Here is a 15,705-nt window from a genome sequence, read left to right on the forward strand (position 1 = left end):
GTTGTTTGTGAAGTGATTCACATCTGCCGTGTCAGTGGGAGCGCATTATAGGGAGTTATTCGGCGGTGACAAGCGGTAAAATGCAATTTTATTTCAACCGCTCACCTTTTATACATAACGCTTATTTTTGCTGCTTTTTGATAGCATCCGGCAGGTCTGCCAGGCTATTAAGTACCCAATCAGCGGCACTTTCGGCTTCTGGGGTCACCGGCTTGCCGGTGCGCACTAATACTTTCGTGCCGACATTGGCCGCCAGAGCTGCCTGCATATCTTCGACTTTATCGCCAACCATAAAGGAAGCCGCCATATCAATATGCAGATAGTCGCGCGCCGAAATCAGCATACCCGGATGCGGCTTGCGGCAGTCGCAGGTCTGGCGAAACTCTTCAACGGTTCCCTGCGGGTGGTGCGGACAATAATAGATGCCATCCAGATCAACGCCGCGATCGGCCAGCGACCAGTCCATCCACTCCGTCAGCGTTTCAAACTGCTCTTCAGTAAACTTACCGCGGGCGATACCGGACTGGTTGGTCACCAGCACCAGCGCGTAACCCATCTCCTTTAATTGACGCATTGCGTCAATGACGCCATCGATAAATTCAAAGTTGTCGATTTCATGGACATAGCCGTGATCGACATTAATCGTGCCATCACGGTCAAGAAAAATTGCGGGTACTGACATTGCCACCGGTTTGCTCCTGATAAAGGCTAATGCGCGTAGTATCGCATGTTTCCGGACGCAAGAAAGTGCTCATTATACAGAGTCAGATTGATTTAGACGTCTGGATGCCTTAACATCCATTTCATTGACAGGCATCGCCTGGACACGGCAGAAGAAAATGCCACGGCAAACGGCTAAACGATAATAAATAACTGATGATTAAACTTTCGAATATTACCAAAGTGTTCCAGCAGGGAAATCGCAGCATACAGGCGCTGAACGATGTCAGCCTGCATGTCCCCGCCGGGCAAATTTATGGCGTCATCGGCGCTTCCGGCGCGGGTAAAAGTACGTTAATCCGCTGCGTTAACCTGCTCGAACGTCCAACGCAGGGCAGCGTACAGGTGGGCGGCCAGGAACTAACGGCGCTGTCAGAAAAAGAGCTCACTCGCGCTCGTCGCCAGATTGGCATGATCTTCCAGCACTTTAACCTGCTTGCCTCACGCACCGTATTCGGCAACGTGGCGTTGCCTCTGGAGCTGGATAATACGCCGAAAGATGAAATCAAGCGCCGGGTGACCGAGCTGCTCGATCTCGTCGGTCTGGGGGATAAACACGACAGCTATCCGGCAAATCTCTCCGGCGGTCAAAAACAGCGCGTGGCCATCGCCCGTGCGCTGGCGAGCAATCCAAAAGTCCTGCTCTGCGACGAAGCCACCAGCGCTCTGGACCCGGCCACTACGCGTTCAATTCTGGAACTGCTGAAAGATATCAACCGTCGCCTGGGCCTGACGATTTTGCTGATTACCCATGAAATGGATGTCGTCAAACGCATCTGCGATTGCGTTGCCGTTATCAGCAACGGCCAGCTGATTGAACAGGATACGGTGAGTGAGGTCTTCTCTCATCCCAAAACCCCGCTGGCGCAACAGTTTATTCAGTCAACGCTGCACCTTGATATCCCGGATGATTATCAGGCCCGCCTTAAACCTGAAGCGCTTCCCGATAGCGTGCCCATGCTGCGCATGGAGTTTACGGGTCACTCCGTTGATGCCCCGCTTCTTTCTGAGACTGCCCGTCGTTTTAATGTGAATAACAACATTATTAGCGCGCAGATGGATTACGCGGGCGGCGTGAAGTTCGGCATTATGCTCACTGAGATGCACGGCACGCAGGAAGATACCCAGGCCGCAATCGCCTGGCTACAGGAACACCATGTAAAAGTAGAGGTACTGGGATATGTCTGAACCAATGATTTGGCTGCTGGTTCGCGGCGTATGGGAAACGCTGGCCATGACGTTTGTCTCCGGCTTCTTCGGTTTTGTTCTCGGCCTGCCGGTCGGCGTGCTGCTGTACGTCACCCGTCCGGGGCAAATTGTCGCTAATGCGAAGCTCTACCGCACGCTTTCGGCGGTGGTGAATATTTTCCGCTCGATTCCTTTTATTATCCTGCTGGTGTGGATGATCCCATTCACTCGCGTGATCGTTGGCACGTCGATTGGCCTGCAGGCGGCTATCGTTCCGCTGACGGTCGGCGCTGCGCCGTTCATCGCCCGTATGGTGGAAAACGCCCTGCTGGAGATCCCCACCGGCCTTATCGAAGCATCCCGCGCCATGGGCGCAACGCCGATGCAGATCGTGCGTAAGGTTCTGCTGCCGGAAGCGCTGCCGGGCCTGGTGAATGCGGCAACCATCACGCTCATTACGCTGGTCGGCTATTCCGCGATGGGCGGCGCCGTGGGTGCCGGTGGTCTCGGGCAGATTGGCTATCAGTACGGTTATATCGGCTACAATGCAACGGTAATGAATACCGTACTGGTGCTGCTGGTTATTCTGGTGTACTTAATCCAATTCTCAGGCGATCGTATCGTCCGGGCTGTGACTCACAAATAACATTACACAATACAGAATCTTACAGGAAGGAAATAACATGGCCTTTAATTTCAAAACCTTTGCGGCAGTCGGCGCGTTAATCGGTTCTCTGGCTCTGGTGGGTTGCGGTCAGGACGAAAAAGATCCTAACCATATTAAAGTCGGCGTTATCGTCGGTGCGGAGCAGCAGGTTGCGGAAGTCGCGCAGAAAGTAGCAAAAGAAAAATACGGTCTTGATGTCGAACTGGTGACCTTCAACGACTACGTTCTGCCGAACGAAGCGCTGAGCAAAGGTGATATCGACGTTAACGCCTTCCAGCATAAACCGTATCTTGACCAGCAAATCAAAGATCGCGGCTACAAGCTGGTTTCCGTAGGTAACTCTTTTGTTTACCCGATTGCGGGTTATTCGAAAAAAATCAAATCGCTGGACGAACTGCAGCCGGGCTCTCAGGTCGCGATTCCTAACGATCCCACCAACCTTGGCCGCTCTCTGCTGCTGCTGCAGCAGGTTGGCCTGATCAAACTGAAAGAAGGCGTTGGTCTGCTGCCAACCTCTCTGGATATTATTGAAAACCCGAAAAACCTGAAAATTGTTGAGCTGGAAGCCCCGCAGCTGCCGCGCTCTCTGGATGATGCGCAAATCGCTCTGGCGGTTATCAATACTACCTATGCCAGCCAGATTGGCTTAACGCCGGCAAAAGACGGTATTTTCGTGGAAGGTAAAGAGTCTCCGTACGTGAACCTGATTGTCGCTCGCGAAGACAACAAAGATGCGGAAAATGTTAAGAAATTTGTTCAAGCCTATCAGAGTGATGAAGTTTACGAAGCGGCTAACAAAATCTTTAACGGCGGTGCAGTGAAAGGCTGGTAATCTTTTCTCAGCGTAATATCATTCAGGACGGGCTTTATGCCCGTCTTGTCATTTATGCAAGCACCTGATTCAATAGCGCCCTGTTTTATTATTTATTGAGGAAATACTATGCGTGCTTTACCGGTCTGTTTGTTAGCACTCATGTTAAGCGGTTGTTCTATGCTAAGCAGATCTCCCGTCGAGCCTGTACAAAGCACCGTAACCCCGCCTGCCAAATCGGAACCGGCAAAACCGAAAGCGACGCGTCCGGCCCCGGTAAGAATCTATACCGATGCAACAGAATTGGTGGGTAAACCTTTCCGCGAACTCGGCGAAGTCACCGGTGAATCATGCCAGGCCTCGAATCAAGACTCTCCGCCCAATATCCCGACGGCGCGCAAGCGCATGCAGATTAACGCTGCAAAAATGAAAGCCAATGCCGTGCTGCTGCACCGCTGCGAAGTGACCAGCGGAACTCCGGGCTGCTACCGCCAGGCCGTCTGCCTTGGTTCAGCGCTTAACGTTACGGCGCAATGAGTGATTTTCAGTTTGCGCAGATAGGCGTTATTCGCTCGCCCTATAAAGAAAAATTTGCCGTCCCCCGCCAGCCTGGGCTGGTTAAAAACGGCGGCGGCGAATTACATCTTCTGCCCCCCTATAACCAGGCCGATGCCGTACGTGGCCTGGAAAACTTCAGCCATCTGTGGATCCTGTTTGTGTTTCATCAGACCATGGAAGGCGGCTGGCGCCCGACCGTGCGCCCTCCCCGTCTCGGCGGTAATGCGCGGATGGGCGTTTTCGCCACCCGTTCGACCTTTCGTCCTAATCCAATCGGTATGTCGCTGGTCGAGCTAAAAGGTATTCGCTGCCAGAAAGAACACGTCGTTCTGGAACTCGGTAGTCTGGACCTGGTGGATGGTACGCCGGTCGTGGACATCAAACCTTACCTGCCCTTTGCCGAAGCGCTGCCGGAAGCCAGCGCGAGCTACGCGCAGCAGGCACCGCAGGCGGAAGTGGCGGTGAGCTTCACGCCCGAAACAGAAGCCCGGCTTTTAGAACTGGAAAAGCGCTATCCCCGACTTAAGGTGTTTATTAGCGAAGTTCTGGCGCAAGATCCGCGCCCGGCATATCGTAAAGAAGAAGACCCGGGAAAGACCTACGCCGTCTGGCTGCTGGATTTTAACGTGCGCTGGCGGGTGATTTCGTCCGGTTTTGAAGTCTTTTCTCTCGAACCACGCTAATTTTATTTTCCTCTCTTTTGGCATCTTTGCCACACTGGTAAACTAAACCACTTTTTTGTGTCAGGCTGGCTCCCAGCCTGTATCGATCGTCCAAATGGAACCGTAACAACATGCGTACTAGCCAATACCTGCTCTCCACTCTGAAGGAGACACCTGCCGACGCCGAGGTTATCAGCCATCAGCTGATGCTGCGCGCCGGGATGATCCGCAAGCTGGCCTCCGGGTTATATACCTGGCTGCCGACCGGCGTGCGCGTCCTGAAAAAAGTCGAAAACATCGTGCGTGAAGAGATGAACAACGCCGGTGCAATCGAGGTGTTAATGCCGGTAGTTCAGCCCTCTGAGCTGTGGCAAGAGAGTGGTCGCTGGGAACAGTACGGCCCGGAACTGCTGCGTATTGCTGACCGTGGCGAACGTCCGTTCGTACTCGGCCCGACTCATGAAGAAGTGATCACCGACCTGATTCGTAACGAGCTAAGCTCTTACAAACAGCTGCCGCTGAACTTCTATCAGATTCAGACCAAATTCCGTGACGAAGTGCGCCCGCGTTTCGGCGTGATGCGTTCCCGTGAATTCCTGATGAAAGATGCTTACTCTTTCCATACCTCTCAGGAATCTCTGCAGGAAACCTACGACGCGATGTACGCCGCGTACAGCAAAATCTTCAGCCGTATGGGCCTGGATTTCCGTGCGGTACAGGCTGACACCGGTTCTATCGGCGGTAGCGCATCTCACGAATTCCAGGTGCTGGCGCAGAGCGGCGAAGATGACGTGATCTTCTCTGACTCTTCCGACTACGCGGCCAATATTGAGTTCGCCGAAGCCGTTGCGCCGAAAGAGCCGCGCGCGGCCGCCACTCAGGAAATGACGCTGGTCGATACGCCGAACGCCAAAACCATCGCCGAGCTGGTTGAGCAGTTCAATCTGCCGATTGAGAAAACGGTGAAAACCCTGCTGGTCAAAGCGGTAGAAGACAGCAAGTCTCCGCTGATTGCCCTGCTGGTTCGCGGCGATCATGAGCTGAACGAAGTGAAAGCGGAAAAACTGCCGCAGGTCGCCAGCCCGCTGACCTTCGCCACCGAAGAAGAGATCCGCGCGCTGGTGCAGGCGGGTCCTGGTTCTCTGGGCCCGGTTAATATGCCCATTCCGGTGATTATTGACCGTACCGTTGCCGCAATGAGCGATTTCGCCGCGGGCGCGAACATCGACGGGAAACACTACTTCGGCATCAACTGGGATCGCGACGTCGCCACCCCTGAAGTGGCTGATATCCGTAACGTCGTGGCGGGTGACCCGAGCCCGGACGGTAAAGGTACGCTGCTGATTAAACGCGGTATCGAAGTGGGCCACATCTTCCAGCTGGGTACCAAGTACTCTGAAGCGATGAAAGCCTCCGTACAGGGCGAAGATGGCCGTAACCAGATCCTGACGATGGGCTGCTACGGTATCGGTGTGACGCGCGTGGTGGCGGCCGCCATTGAGCAGAACTTTGACGATCGCGGGATTCTGTGGCCGGAAGCTATCGCCCCGTTCCAGGTTGCGATTCTGCCGATGAACATGCATAAATCCTACCGCGTGCAGGAGCTGGCCGAGAAGCTGTACGCAGAGCTGAGCGCGCTGGGTATCGAAGTGCTGATGGACGACCGTAAAGAGCGTCCGGGCGTGATGTTCGCCGATATGGAGCTTATCGGTATTCCGCACACCATCGTGCTGGGCGACCGTAACCTCGACAACGACGATATCGAATATAAATATCGTCGCAGCGGCGAGAAGCAGCTGATTAAAACCGGCGATATCGTGAATTACCTGGTACAACAAATTAAAGGTTAACGCCAAAAGAGGCTCTGGTTTCAGAGCCTCTTTTTTACAAGGATTGTAATCATGGCTAAACAACGGGCAAATTATGTCCTGCTTTTTCCCGCATTGTTTTTACTTTCGGCCTGCACGGTAGACGTCAGCCGGTCCGCGCCTTCCGCTTCCGCTATTAAGCCACCATCGCAGCAATGGGCAGTTAAACTTCAGCGCCAGAGCTCGGTGGCTAATAACACGCTGACTGAAATTAACGCACAAGACCTGCTCCCCGGCGATCTCCTTTTCTCTTCCAGCATTGGCGTGACGTCCCTGGGGATTCGTGCTTTTAGCACATCGTCCGTTAGCCATGTTGCTATCTATATCGGTGATAACCAGGTTGCAGAAGCAACCGGCGCTGGGGTGCAGATTATTCCGCTCCAGCAAGCAATGCAGCACAGCGATAAGCTGTTTGCCCTAAGAGCGCCTGACCTCACGCCGCAACAGGCCGCAGGCATTAAAAATTTCGCCTATAAAAACAGAAACAGCGGCTATAACTATCGCGGCATCATTGAATTTGTGCCCTTTATGGTAACCAAACAGCTCTGCTCCCTGAATCCCTTTTCGAAAGATTTCCGCCAGCAGTGCGTGAATGGCCTGGCCAAAGCGCAGCTTAGCGATGCCGTTTCCGGGGACAAAAAAATGTGGTTTTGTTCTGAGTTTGTCAGCGATGCCTTCGCGAAGGCCGGACACCCGCTGACCCTGGCTCAACCGGGCTGGATTAGCCCATCAGACCTGCTTCATATGCGTGAGGGGGACGTGGCAAACTTTAAGCCCGAAACACAATTGCAGTATATCGGGCATCTTAAATTGGGAATTTATATCAAGACAAGCCGTCTCGTAGGACTCAATTAACTAACGAGAATTGCAGTCTTCTTTTTGATAAAACTTGCCTGGTGAATCCACCGCCAGAACTTTAACCGGCGCTCCCGAATCCGGGTTCGCTTCCAGCGTAAAGTGCCCCTCGACCACCAGCAGCACCGGGCGAGTATCCGTTCCGCGCGCCGCGGCATAATCACGCTCGAGCTGCGCGTTATTCGCGACTGCCACTCGCTTGCCGGTTGCGCAATCGGTAAAGGTCGCGGCATCCGCCATATAGAAGTACATTCCGCGCATCGCCATTGGCGTGATGGGCAGGCTGGATTTGACTGACTCAAGCGTATAGTTCAGCGTAGACTCGATGGGATTACCGTCGCGATCGAGCATTTCCAGCTTGTCGCCCTTCGCCCGATAGTAAGACTTCTCGCCTTTGCTGTCGGTCAGCACCAGCTTATCGGCCGTGCGCGCCCAGGTGCCATAGGAAGCAAAGGAGGAAGGCTCGCGACTGACGCCCTGATACCGCTCGTTCATCACCCAGGTGCCGTCTTTCTCAAGAAAGAGCGAAGTTTCGATACCTTCGCAGTCGGCGCACGGCAGCACGCCGCGCCAGCTCTGCTGCATCGGCTTTAGCTCTTCCATCGGCGCCGGTTGTAGCGTGTCCATCTCCGCGCGATGGTTACAGCCGAATAGGGCAAAAAGCGAGCATGCCGCCACGACTGAAAATACGATTTTCTTCACTGTAAATTCCTTATTATCCATTCCACCGGTTCGCCATGCCTTTAAGGACGAACTTTCCCACGCAGCGCCTTAACTGAGGATTTTTGCGCCTTTGAGGCAAGCCGGCGCTCTTTTGACGCTCTGGTCGGTCGCGTCTCCCGGCGGTGCTTCTGCACTGCGGTTAATTCTTGTATTAAGGCAACCAGACGCGCAATCGCCGCTTCGCGATTCATCTCCTGGCTGCGATATTCTTGAGCCTTAATGATAACCACACCCTCGGCAGAAATTAAGTGATGGCTGGAGGTAAGCAGACGTTCCTTATAATACTCAGGCAGGCTCGATGCCTTAATATCAAAGCGCAAATGGATAGCCGTCGATGCTTTATTGACATGCTGACCGCCCGCCCCCTGGGCGCGTATCCCGGAAAGTGAGACCTCGTCATCCGCAATCGCCACGCTGCGGCTAATCGTAATCATGCGGATGTTTGCCAGGCCGTTAAATGAATTTCCAGATTATTCTTAGCGTCAGATAACCAGATAGCGCCATCCTGGATAGTCGCCTGTAGCGACATTGTCCGATCGGCAAAAGCACTGAGCTGCGCCAGCTGAGTATCATCTAAATACCATACGGTTAGCTTTGAAAACTGTGCCATTTTGCTTTTATTTTGCTGCCACCAGATTTCTGCCGCCCGGCTATTATAGGCAAACAGCGCCATCTCTTGCGCCCGCGAACAGGCTTTTTTAATCCGCCGTTCGTCCGGCAGCCCCAGTTCGATCCACAGATCAACGCCCAGATGATCGTTTAGCAGCCAGAGTTCAGCTTCATCATCGGAAGACAGACCGCGGGTAAACTGCAGACGCTCGTCGGCGTATTTCATCCACGCCAGCAGGCGCAGCATCATGCGCTCCTGGGTTTCTGACGGATGCTGGGCAAGCGTCAAACTGGCATCCAGAAACTGGTTGCGGTCCAGGTCGGCCACGTTCACCGTCGCTTTATAAATCGTCGCTTTCAGCGCCATGAGGAAACTCCTGATAAAAATGGCGTTCATTGTAGCGAAACTGGCGACAAAAGGCTGTCAGCAATCGCAGGATCCCCTTTCATCCTGCTGATATTGCTTAAATGACTATGGTATAGTCACCTTGCTAAACAGAGTTTATCTTCGTAGGCTTAAACTTACATCCCACGGTTAAGTCAGAACGCTGACAGGAGGGCATGTGGACAAATATTGTGAGTTAATACGCAAGCGGTATGCGGAAATAGCCAGCGGGGACCTTGGGTATATCCCGGATGCGCTAGGTTGCGTGTTGAAAGTATTGAATGAGGTTGCGGCGGATCAGGCCCTTGCTGAGTCAGTCAGGGAAAAGGCCGCATATGCGGCGGCAAACTTACTGGTGAGCGATTATGTCAATGAATGATACTTATCAACCCATCAATTGCGATGATTATGACAACCTCGAACTTGCCTGTCAGCACCATCTGGTCCTGGCGCTGGAGCTCAAAGATGGCGAACAGCTGCAAGCGAAGGCCAACGATCTTATCTCGCGCAAAAATATCGAGTATCTCGTCGTGGAGCTCGCCGGTGATGTCCGCGAACTGCGCCTGGATAAAATCGCCAGCTTCAGCCATCCGGAAATCGGTACGGTTGTGGTCAGCGAGTCCTGAAGCAAAACGGGTGGCTCAGCCGCCCGTTTTCATCCACATCATCTGCACGCCTTCACCTTCCTGAACTTTCCCATCGACGGTAATAAACAGACCATCGGCTGCAGCGATAAGCGTTTCGCCGTAAAACAGCAGCGGCGTGGTATCGCGCCGCCAGGGCGCAACGTTGAGCTCCTGCCAGATTTTCTTCAGCTTGCGGCCGCCCTGGCGACCGACGATATGCAGATTACCGCTGGCGCGAAAACGAATAGTGACCGCTTCATCCTGGCGCGGGCCGCGTAACGGGCCGCCGGCCAGGAGCTTCAGTTCGCCAAGGCCGTCGGGTAACGGCAGCGGCCTGGCAATATCGCGCCACGCCAGCACCGTCTCGCTCTGTCCGGGGAGATATTTCACCCAGTGCAGCCGTTGCTGATAGCGACGAACGGCGAAGTGGCCAAGGCGCAGACAGGGATACGCATCCTCGCGCGCCATCGCCACTTCACGCCAGATACGCTCCGGCATCTCGCGCGAAGGCATCGGCGCATTGAGCCCAGCCAGCCAGCGGCGCAGCAGCGCGGCCCGACGCGGCGCGCTCATGGCCGCCAACGGTTCGATAGTCAACGCGCCATCCTCCGCCACCAGCGTTGCCAGCTCCGCAGCGAGCATTTCATCCAGCAGCTGTTCCTGCTCGCCGCACAGGCTGGCGCTGCGCGCTACGGCCTCGGCGAAGTGCGGCCAGCGAGCGTTAAGCAGCGGAACAATTCGCAGGCGGAGAAAATTGCGATCGTAGGCGTCGTCCTGGTTACTTTCGTCTTCAATCCAGCTGAGCTGATGGGCTATCGCCCACCGGTGCAGGGAGTCGCGGCTTTCGTTAAGCAGCGGACGCAGCAGTTTCGTCCCGGCAAAATCGGACTCGCCGGCCATCGCCGAAAGCCCGGTTGGGCCGCTCCCCCGCTTAAGCGCCAACAGAAAGGTTTCACACTGGTCGTCAAGATGCTGTGCCGTCACCAGCACTTCGCCGGGTAATAGCGCCGAACGGAAAGCCTGATAGCGCGCCTGACGCGCGTGGGCCTCAATCCCCAGTCCCTCATCGGCGAGCGCCACCCGTTCAACCAAAAGCGGTACCTGCCACTGCTGGCATATTTGTCGGCAGTGCGCCACCCAATCGTCGGCGTTCGCGCTGAGGCCGTGGTGAATATGCATCGCCCGCAGCTGAACGGTAGGATCCTGTTCGCGCCAGCAAACCAGGCGATACAGGAGCACGCTCGAATCCAGCCCGCCGCTAAAGGCCACTAAAAAATGGCGGTGCGGCTGTAGCGTTTGCGCCATGTCTGGGATCATCATCATGAGAGTACTAACTGAGGAAAGCGTGTCCGGCACGTTACCCGGCAGAACACGCTCTGACAAGAATTACTGCTGATAAATCTCCAGCGGTAGCCCGTCCGGATCGTTAAAAAAGGTGAATCGTTTACCGGTGAAGGGGTCGATACGAACGCCTTCACAGGCCACGCCGTGGGACTCAAGATGCGCAACGGCGGCATCGACATCATCAACGCTAAACGCCAGGTGGCGCAGCCCGCAGGCTTCGGGACGGCTCGGACGCGCAGGAGGAAACGGGAATGAAAAGAGTTCAATGACATATTCGCCATTCAGCGCCAGATCGCCCTTCCATGAATCACGCTCCTGGCGATAGAACTCGCCCTGCAGGGTGAACCCCAGAATGTCGCAGTAGAAGGCTTTACTCTTCGCATAATCCGTCGCAATGATGGCGATATGGTGAACCCGTTTTAAACCCAGCATGGTACAACTCCTCCAGTTGAAGCCAACAACGTTACTCGTTCAGTTCGTGAGTGCGCAAGCGCTTAGTCATTTTTTAAGACTCGAACCCAGTACACGCCATCTTCATCGCGTTTCGCGCCGTGGATATCGGTTTCGAAACCCGGATAGTGGCGGCCGATGGAGCACAGCATAAGCAGGAAATTGAGCACCGCGCGGCTCTCTTCGGCGATCATCTCGCCGGGCATCAGCAGCGGCACGCCGGGCGGGTACGGTAGGATCATATTCGCTGAAATACGCCCGACCAGATTCTCCAGTTCAATGGTTTCCACTTCGCCTTTAATCTGCCGCTGCCAGGCCTGATGCGGCGTCATTTTCATCTCCGGCAGGACGTCGAAAGCGCTAAGCATCAGCTGCGAGAGCTGGTGCTGGCGAATCAGACGATGAATACCCTGAGCCAGATCCTGAATACGCATGTTGCGGTAAAAATCCGGATCTTCGGCGTACAGATCCGGCAGCATGTTTTTCACCCGTAAATTGAGATCGTAAGCGCGTTTGAACTCGGTCAATCCGCGCAGCAGCCCCATCGCCCGGGTTTTATCTATACCGATACTGAACAGGAACAGCAGGTTGTACGGCCCGGTTTTTTCTACCACCACGCCGCGCTCATCAAGGAACTTCGCCACCAGCGCGGCCGGAATGCCTTCGCTATCCATGTTGCCCTGCTCGTCCATACCGGGCGTCAGAATGGTGACTTTCACCGGATCGAGGAACATATGGTCGTCATCGGCGTCCTGAAAGCCATGCCACCTTTCTCCGGGTGAAACCGGCCAGCACTGCGCTTCCCCCACCTCTTCCGGCTGCCAGATATCAAAAAACCAGCCGTCAGACTCTTCGCGCAACCGCTGCACCTCTTTACGAAAATCCAGCGCCCGCTCAATCGAACGCTGAATCAGTCGTCTGCCGGAGTTGCCGCGCAGCATGGCGGCAGCCGTCTCAATGGAGGCAACGATCGGGTAGCTCGGGGAGGTCGAGGTGTGCATCATAAAGGCTTCATTGAAGGTATCTTCATCATAGCTGCCTTTAATATGAATCAGCGAAGCCTGCGATAGCGCGGCCAGCATTTTATGCGTCGACTGCGTTTCAAAGATCACTTTCCCCGCAATACGATCGCCGCTCATCCCGCTTTTACCCTGATAGATCGGATGAAAATGGGTATAGGGCACCCAGGCGGAATCAAAGTGGATTGACGGTACGTCGAGGGTCTCTTTGATCCAGGTGGTGTTATACAGCAGTCCGTCATAGGTGGAGTTGGTGATCACCGCATGCACAGGCCACCCGGCGCCGCCTGTCGCATTAACCTTTTGCTGAATACTGTCGCGGGTAAATTCGCGCTTGGGTATGCCGCCGAGGATCCCTAGCGCATTGCGCGTCGGCTTTAGCCACAGCGGCACCACGTCGCTCATCATCAGTAAATGAGCCAACGATTTATGGCAGTTGCGATCGATAAGCAGGGTGCTGCCCGCCGGAGCGGAATACATACCGACAATCTTATTCGACGTCGAGGTTCCGTTGGTCACCATATAGCTCTGTTCGGCGCCGAATGCGCGGGCAATATACTCTTCCGCCTCCAGATGCGGACCGCTATGATCGAGCAGCGATCCCAGCTCTGTCACGGAAATAGAGACGTCGGCCTTTAGGGTATTCCCGCCAAAGAAATCATAAAACAGACAGCCCACCGGACTTTTTTGATATGCCGAGCCGCCCATATGCCCGGGGGTACAGAAAGTATATTTCCCCTCCTGCACATAGTTGAACAAGGCTTTGGTAAACGGCGGGGTTATGTTGTCGAGGTATTCGCGGGTGTATTGACCGATGCGGGTAGCGATCTCTTCCGCCAGCCCCAGCGCGTATTCAAAGAACCATAGCGTCATGCGCAGGTCCTGGCTGCTGACGTCCATCGTCGAATGGGCGTTGATAAATGCGTACAGCGGTAGATATTCATTTAAGCAATTAATATCGCTGCACAGATCAACGCTGTATTCATCCCAGTCAAAAATAACCCCGCAGATCCGCGGATTATGCTCGATAAATTGCAAAAGATCGGCGCTATTTTGCGGCCAGATGGTCTGGAAACCTTGCCGTTGCAGGGCGGCTTCCAGTTCTTTGATCGGTTCGTCTTTATAATAGACGCCGTGGGGACCCATGATCGCAATGATATTCACGCTTTCCTCCTGAATTTACCTAAGGAAAGCATCATATCACCCCGCCAGCGCTAAGCACTGGCGGATTTATCTCTATTACAGCGCTTTCCACGCATCGCCCCAGGCAATGCCTGCGCCGGGCTCATAGTAGGTCGGCGCCACGTTGCACCACGCCCCTTCAGGTAGCGGTTTACACTGATACAGCGCGCCGTGGTTATTAACGATATCGCCCGCTTTCCAGGTCTGGGTACTGCTCCAGGAAGGATAGCTGATGGTGTCGCTGTCTTTGCCATCGGTCGTTTCATCCGCAGCAGCAGCTTTAGCCTTCACGTTCAGGGTGTACGTTGCCGTGCTGGATAAGGTCCCGTCGCTTACCGTCAGGCTCACTACATATTGCGCATCGCGATCTTTTTCCGGAGCGGTAAAGGTGATAACGGCTTTATCCTGTCCGCTGATAGTCTGGCCGTCCTGCGACATCCAGGTATAGGTGAGCTTATCGCCATTCGCATCGGTAGAGCCCTCCGCGCTCAGGGAAACCCTGGCGCCCGCTTCGATAGCGCCAATCGGACCGGCGATACGCGCAACCGGCGCCACGTTAGTTTCCTGCGCAGGCGTGGTATCGTCAGGCGTCGCCGGGGTGGTATCCTCGGCCTGGCCGGTGTCGTCGATGATATTGACGTTGAAGTGGCTCTGGACGCACTTCGCATAGTCACCTTGTTTAAAGGCGCTATACGGCGTCTGGTAGCCCACCAGCTGGCAGGCGTTAGTCTTGCCGTCAGCGGTGTCCGGGCTCCATCCCCAATCCTCTTCCCAGTAAATCGGTAACGCGCCCGCGCCGCCTTCATCGAACTGCTTCATATTCTTACAGCCGAGAACTTCATCATCAGCAATCGGCACTTTCAGGTAGTTTGCGAACTCTTTGTAGTAGGCAATACGGTTCAGAGACTGCGCGTTCTCTTCCGCCCCGCCGCACTCGACGCCGCCGTTGATAATTTGAATGGTGACCCCAAAGCCTTCAACCAGGCCATTCGCTTTATCATGATCGTTTGGTACCCAGGTTCCGTCGATGACGTGCAGCATAGAGGGCTTCGGCGGCTGCGGGTAAACGAAGAAGAACACCGCGCTCGCCAGGTTCATCCAGGTATCCGCCACCCGCTCCGGTTTATCCAGCAGAGGACGAACGTCGCCATCGTACATGGCATCGGAGAACGGGCCGTAGTTGTAGTTATAGGAGAGCTGTTTTGCGCCGCGGCCAAAGTAGCTCAGGTAGTCGCCGTCTTTATCTTTACCGCAGGGCCAGGTCTGCCCCTGCCAGATATCCGGGTTACACTCCCCGTTGTAGCCGCCTTTCTGACCTTCAACCCAGCCCACTTCACGGAGATAAACCAGCGCCTGGCGCCACTCGGGAATATCGCGCCAGCTTTCGTGGCCGCCGGTTTCCTGAGCAAAGTGGGCAAACATGGTTGCCAGAGATTTACGGCATATGGCATCGCTATCGCGTCCGTCGGTATAGGTCCCGCAAACCGCAGGGAATTTACCAATAGCTTTCAGAAAGTTAGAGTAGGTATATTCTGCCGCGCGCATCGGGAACAGATATTCCCAATCCTTTTCGGACAGAATGCTTTCCACGCGCTTCACGTTTGCCGGGTTAGTCGCCAGACCCGGCTCGATTTTTTCAACTTCGCTGTTCGGCAGCGTTTGAATCGATGATTTTACCGATGTCATGAGCGGAAAGTCGGTTAAGGCTTTTTCTTTCGCGGCCAGGTCACTCGCCTTGATGGTTGTCGCTTCCGTTGCGCCAAGCAACGGTGTGGCCTGTGCGGCCCCCAGGCTTAACATGATCCCTGCGGCCACGGCGCTTAATGCGACGGTTTTGTGCAATGCCATAGTATTTCTCCTTTATCCTTGTTAACGGCCTGCCGGGTCGCAATCCCTGGCAGTTGCTGCAGTTTCAGGAGAGATCGGCATCATCGGCTAATCACAATTGCTCTTATTCATCTCATCTCGTCTCAGTAAACAACACGTAAAAAACCACCTGCATAGCAGGTGGCATTGATTTCGCCCCATAGGGGCGCAC

At 54.7% G+C, this 15,705-nt stretch carries 17 protein-coding genes; 9 read left to right on the top strand and 8 right to left on the bottom strand.

The genetic code is table 11. From position 1 onward, the window contains the following. Window positions 1–121: 121 nt before the first annotated feature. Window positions 122–688 (bottom strand): D-glycero-beta-D-manno-heptose 1,7-bisphosphate 7-phosphatase, encoded by a 567-nt coding sequence (gene gmhB / locus SIK97_RS00005; protein WP_014837457.1) that lies wholly within the window; start codon window positions 686–688, stop codon window positions 122–124. Window positions 689–876: 188 nt separating this feature from the next. Between gmhB and metN the strand changes: the two genes are divergently transcribed. The 7 genes from metN (at window position 877) to SIK97_RS00040 (ending at window position 7,329) form a co-directional block, all read left to right on the top strand. After that, a complete protein-coding gene (gene metN / locus SIK97_RS00010) occupies window positions 877–1,908 on the top strand; it encodes a methionine ABC transporter ATP-binding protein MetN (RefSeq protein WP_004098793.1) in 1,032 nt (343 codons plus the stop codon). Beyond that, on the top strand, window positions 1,901–2,554 hold the full coding sequence (locus SIK97_RS00015) for a methionine ABC transporter permease MetI (RefSeq protein ID WP_004098792.1): 654 nt from the start codon (window positions 1,901–1,903) through the stop codon (window positions 2,552–2,554). Before metN ends, SIK97_RS00015 begins: the two co-directional genes overlap by 8 nt. Window positions 2,555–2,591: 37 nt before the next feature. Beyond that, entirely contained in the window at window positions 2,592–3,407 is an 816-nt protein-coding gene (gene metQ, locus SIK97_RS00020) for a methionine ABC transporter substrate-binding lipoprotein MetQ (protein ID WP_004098791.1), read from the top strand. Between the two features lie 108 nt (window positions 3,408–3,515). Continuing rightward, window positions 3,516–3,923 (top strand): Rcs stress response system protein RcsF, encoded by a 408-nt coding sequence (gene rcsF / locus SIK97_RS00025; protein ID WP_004098790.1) that lies wholly within the window; start codon window positions 3,516–3,518, stop codon window positions 3,921–3,923. Continuing rightward, a complete protein-coding gene (tsaA, locus tag SIK97_RS00030) occupies window positions 3,920–4,627 on the top strand; it encodes a tRNA (N6-threonylcarbamoyladenosine(37)-N6)-methyltransferase TrmO (protein ID WP_032748069.1) in 708 nt (235 codons plus the stop codon). The genes rcsF and tsaA overlap by 4 nt, the downstream gene beginning before the upstream one ends. Before the next feature lie 110 nt (window positions 4,628–4,737). Continuing rightward, the gene (gene proS / locus SIK97_RS00035; RefSeq protein ID WP_047724395.1) at window positions 4,738–6,456 is read left to right on the top strand and encodes a proline--tRNA ligase; all 1,719 of its coding nucleotides are present in this window, start codon (window positions 4,738–4,740) and stop codon (window positions 6,454–6,456) included. A 51-nt stretch (window positions 6,457–6,507) separates the two neighbouring features. After that, window positions 6,508–7,329 (top strand): YaeF family permuted papain-like enzyme, encoded by an 822-nt coding sequence (locus tag SIK97_RS00040; protein ID WP_047724396.1) that lies wholly within the window; start codon window positions 6,508–6,510, stop codon window positions 7,327–7,329. On the opposite strand, the gene nlpE is transcribed toward SIK97_RS00040, so the two are convergent. Genes nlpE through SIK97_RS00055 form a run of 3 tightly spaced genes read right to left on the bottom strand, consistent with a single transcriptional unit; the run spans window position 7,330 to window position 9,028 of the window. Next, entirely contained in the window at window positions 7,330–8,031 is a 702-nt protein-coding gene (nlpE, locus tag SIK97_RS00045) for an envelope stress response activation lipoprotein NlpE (protein ID WP_014228013.1), read from the bottom strand. 41 nt (window positions 8,032–8,072) lie between these two features. Continuing rightward, complete coding sequence (gene arfB / locus SIK97_RS00050) at window positions 8,073–8,486, bottom strand: alternative ribosome rescue aminoacyl-tRNA hydrolase ArfB (protein ID WP_025107391.1); 414 nt, start codon at window positions 8,484–8,486, stop codon at window positions 8,073–8,075. Then, a complete protein-coding gene (locus tag SIK97_RS00055) occupies window positions 8,483–9,028 on the bottom strand; it encodes a YaeQ family protein (RefSeq protein WP_057173995.1) in 546 nt (181 codons plus the stop codon). Before SIK97_RS00055 ends, arfB begins: the two co-directional genes overlap by 4 nt. Before the next feature lie 196 nt (window positions 9,029–9,224). Between SIK97_RS00055 and SIK97_RS00060 the strand changes: the two genes are divergently transcribed. After that, window positions 9,225–9,425, top strand: a complete 201-nt coding sequence (locus SIK97_RS00060; protein WP_004098778.1) for a YaeP family protein — start codon at window positions 9,225–9,227, stop codon at window positions 9,423–9,425. Continuing rightward, entirely contained in the window at window positions 9,412–9,672 is a 261-nt protein-coding gene (gene rof / locus SIK97_RS00065; protein WP_004098776.1) for a Rho-binding antiterminator, read from the top strand. The genes SIK97_RS00060 and rof overlap by 14 nt, the downstream gene beginning before the upstream one ends. Before the next feature lie 15 nt (window positions 9,673–9,687). Here the strand turns inward: rof and tilS are convergent, their stop codons facing one another. From tilS to SIK97_RS00085, 4 genes are all read right to left on the bottom strand, one after another. Next, on the bottom strand, window positions 9,688–10,989 hold the full coding sequence (gene tilS, locus SIK97_RS00070) for a tRNA lysidine(34) synthetase TilS (protein ID WP_047725170.1): 1,302 nt from the start codon (window positions 10,987–10,989) through the stop codon (window positions 9,688–9,690). A 69-nt stretch (window positions 10,990–11,058) separates the two neighbouring features. Further along, window positions 11,059–11,448, bottom strand: coding sequence for a VOC family protein (locus tag SIK97_RS00075; RefSeq protein WP_046878561.1), 390 nt, complete (start codon window positions 11,446–11,448; stop codon window positions 11,059–11,061). A 62-nt stretch (window positions 11,449–11,510) separates the two neighbouring features. Next, window positions 11,511–13,649: a lysine decarboxylase LdcC gene (locus SIK97_RS00080; protein ID WP_025107388.1), complete on the bottom strand. Its 2,139-nt coding sequence runs from the start codon at window positions 13,647–13,649 to the stop codon at window positions 11,511–11,513. Window positions 13,650–13,724: 75 nt separating this feature from the next. Continuing rightward, a complete protein-coding gene (locus SIK97_RS00085) occupies window positions 13,725–15,515 on the bottom strand; it encodes a chitinase (RefSeq protein ID WP_014228007.1) in 1,791 nt (596 codons plus the stop codon). Between the last annotated feature and the right edge of the window lie 190 nt (window positions 15,516–15,705).

This window comes from Klebsiella sp. JN_Kp126 (assembly GCF_033843325.1).
GTDB lineage: Bacteria > Pseudomonadota > Gammaproteobacteria > Enterobacterales > Enterobacteriaceae > Klebsiella > Klebsiella michiganensis.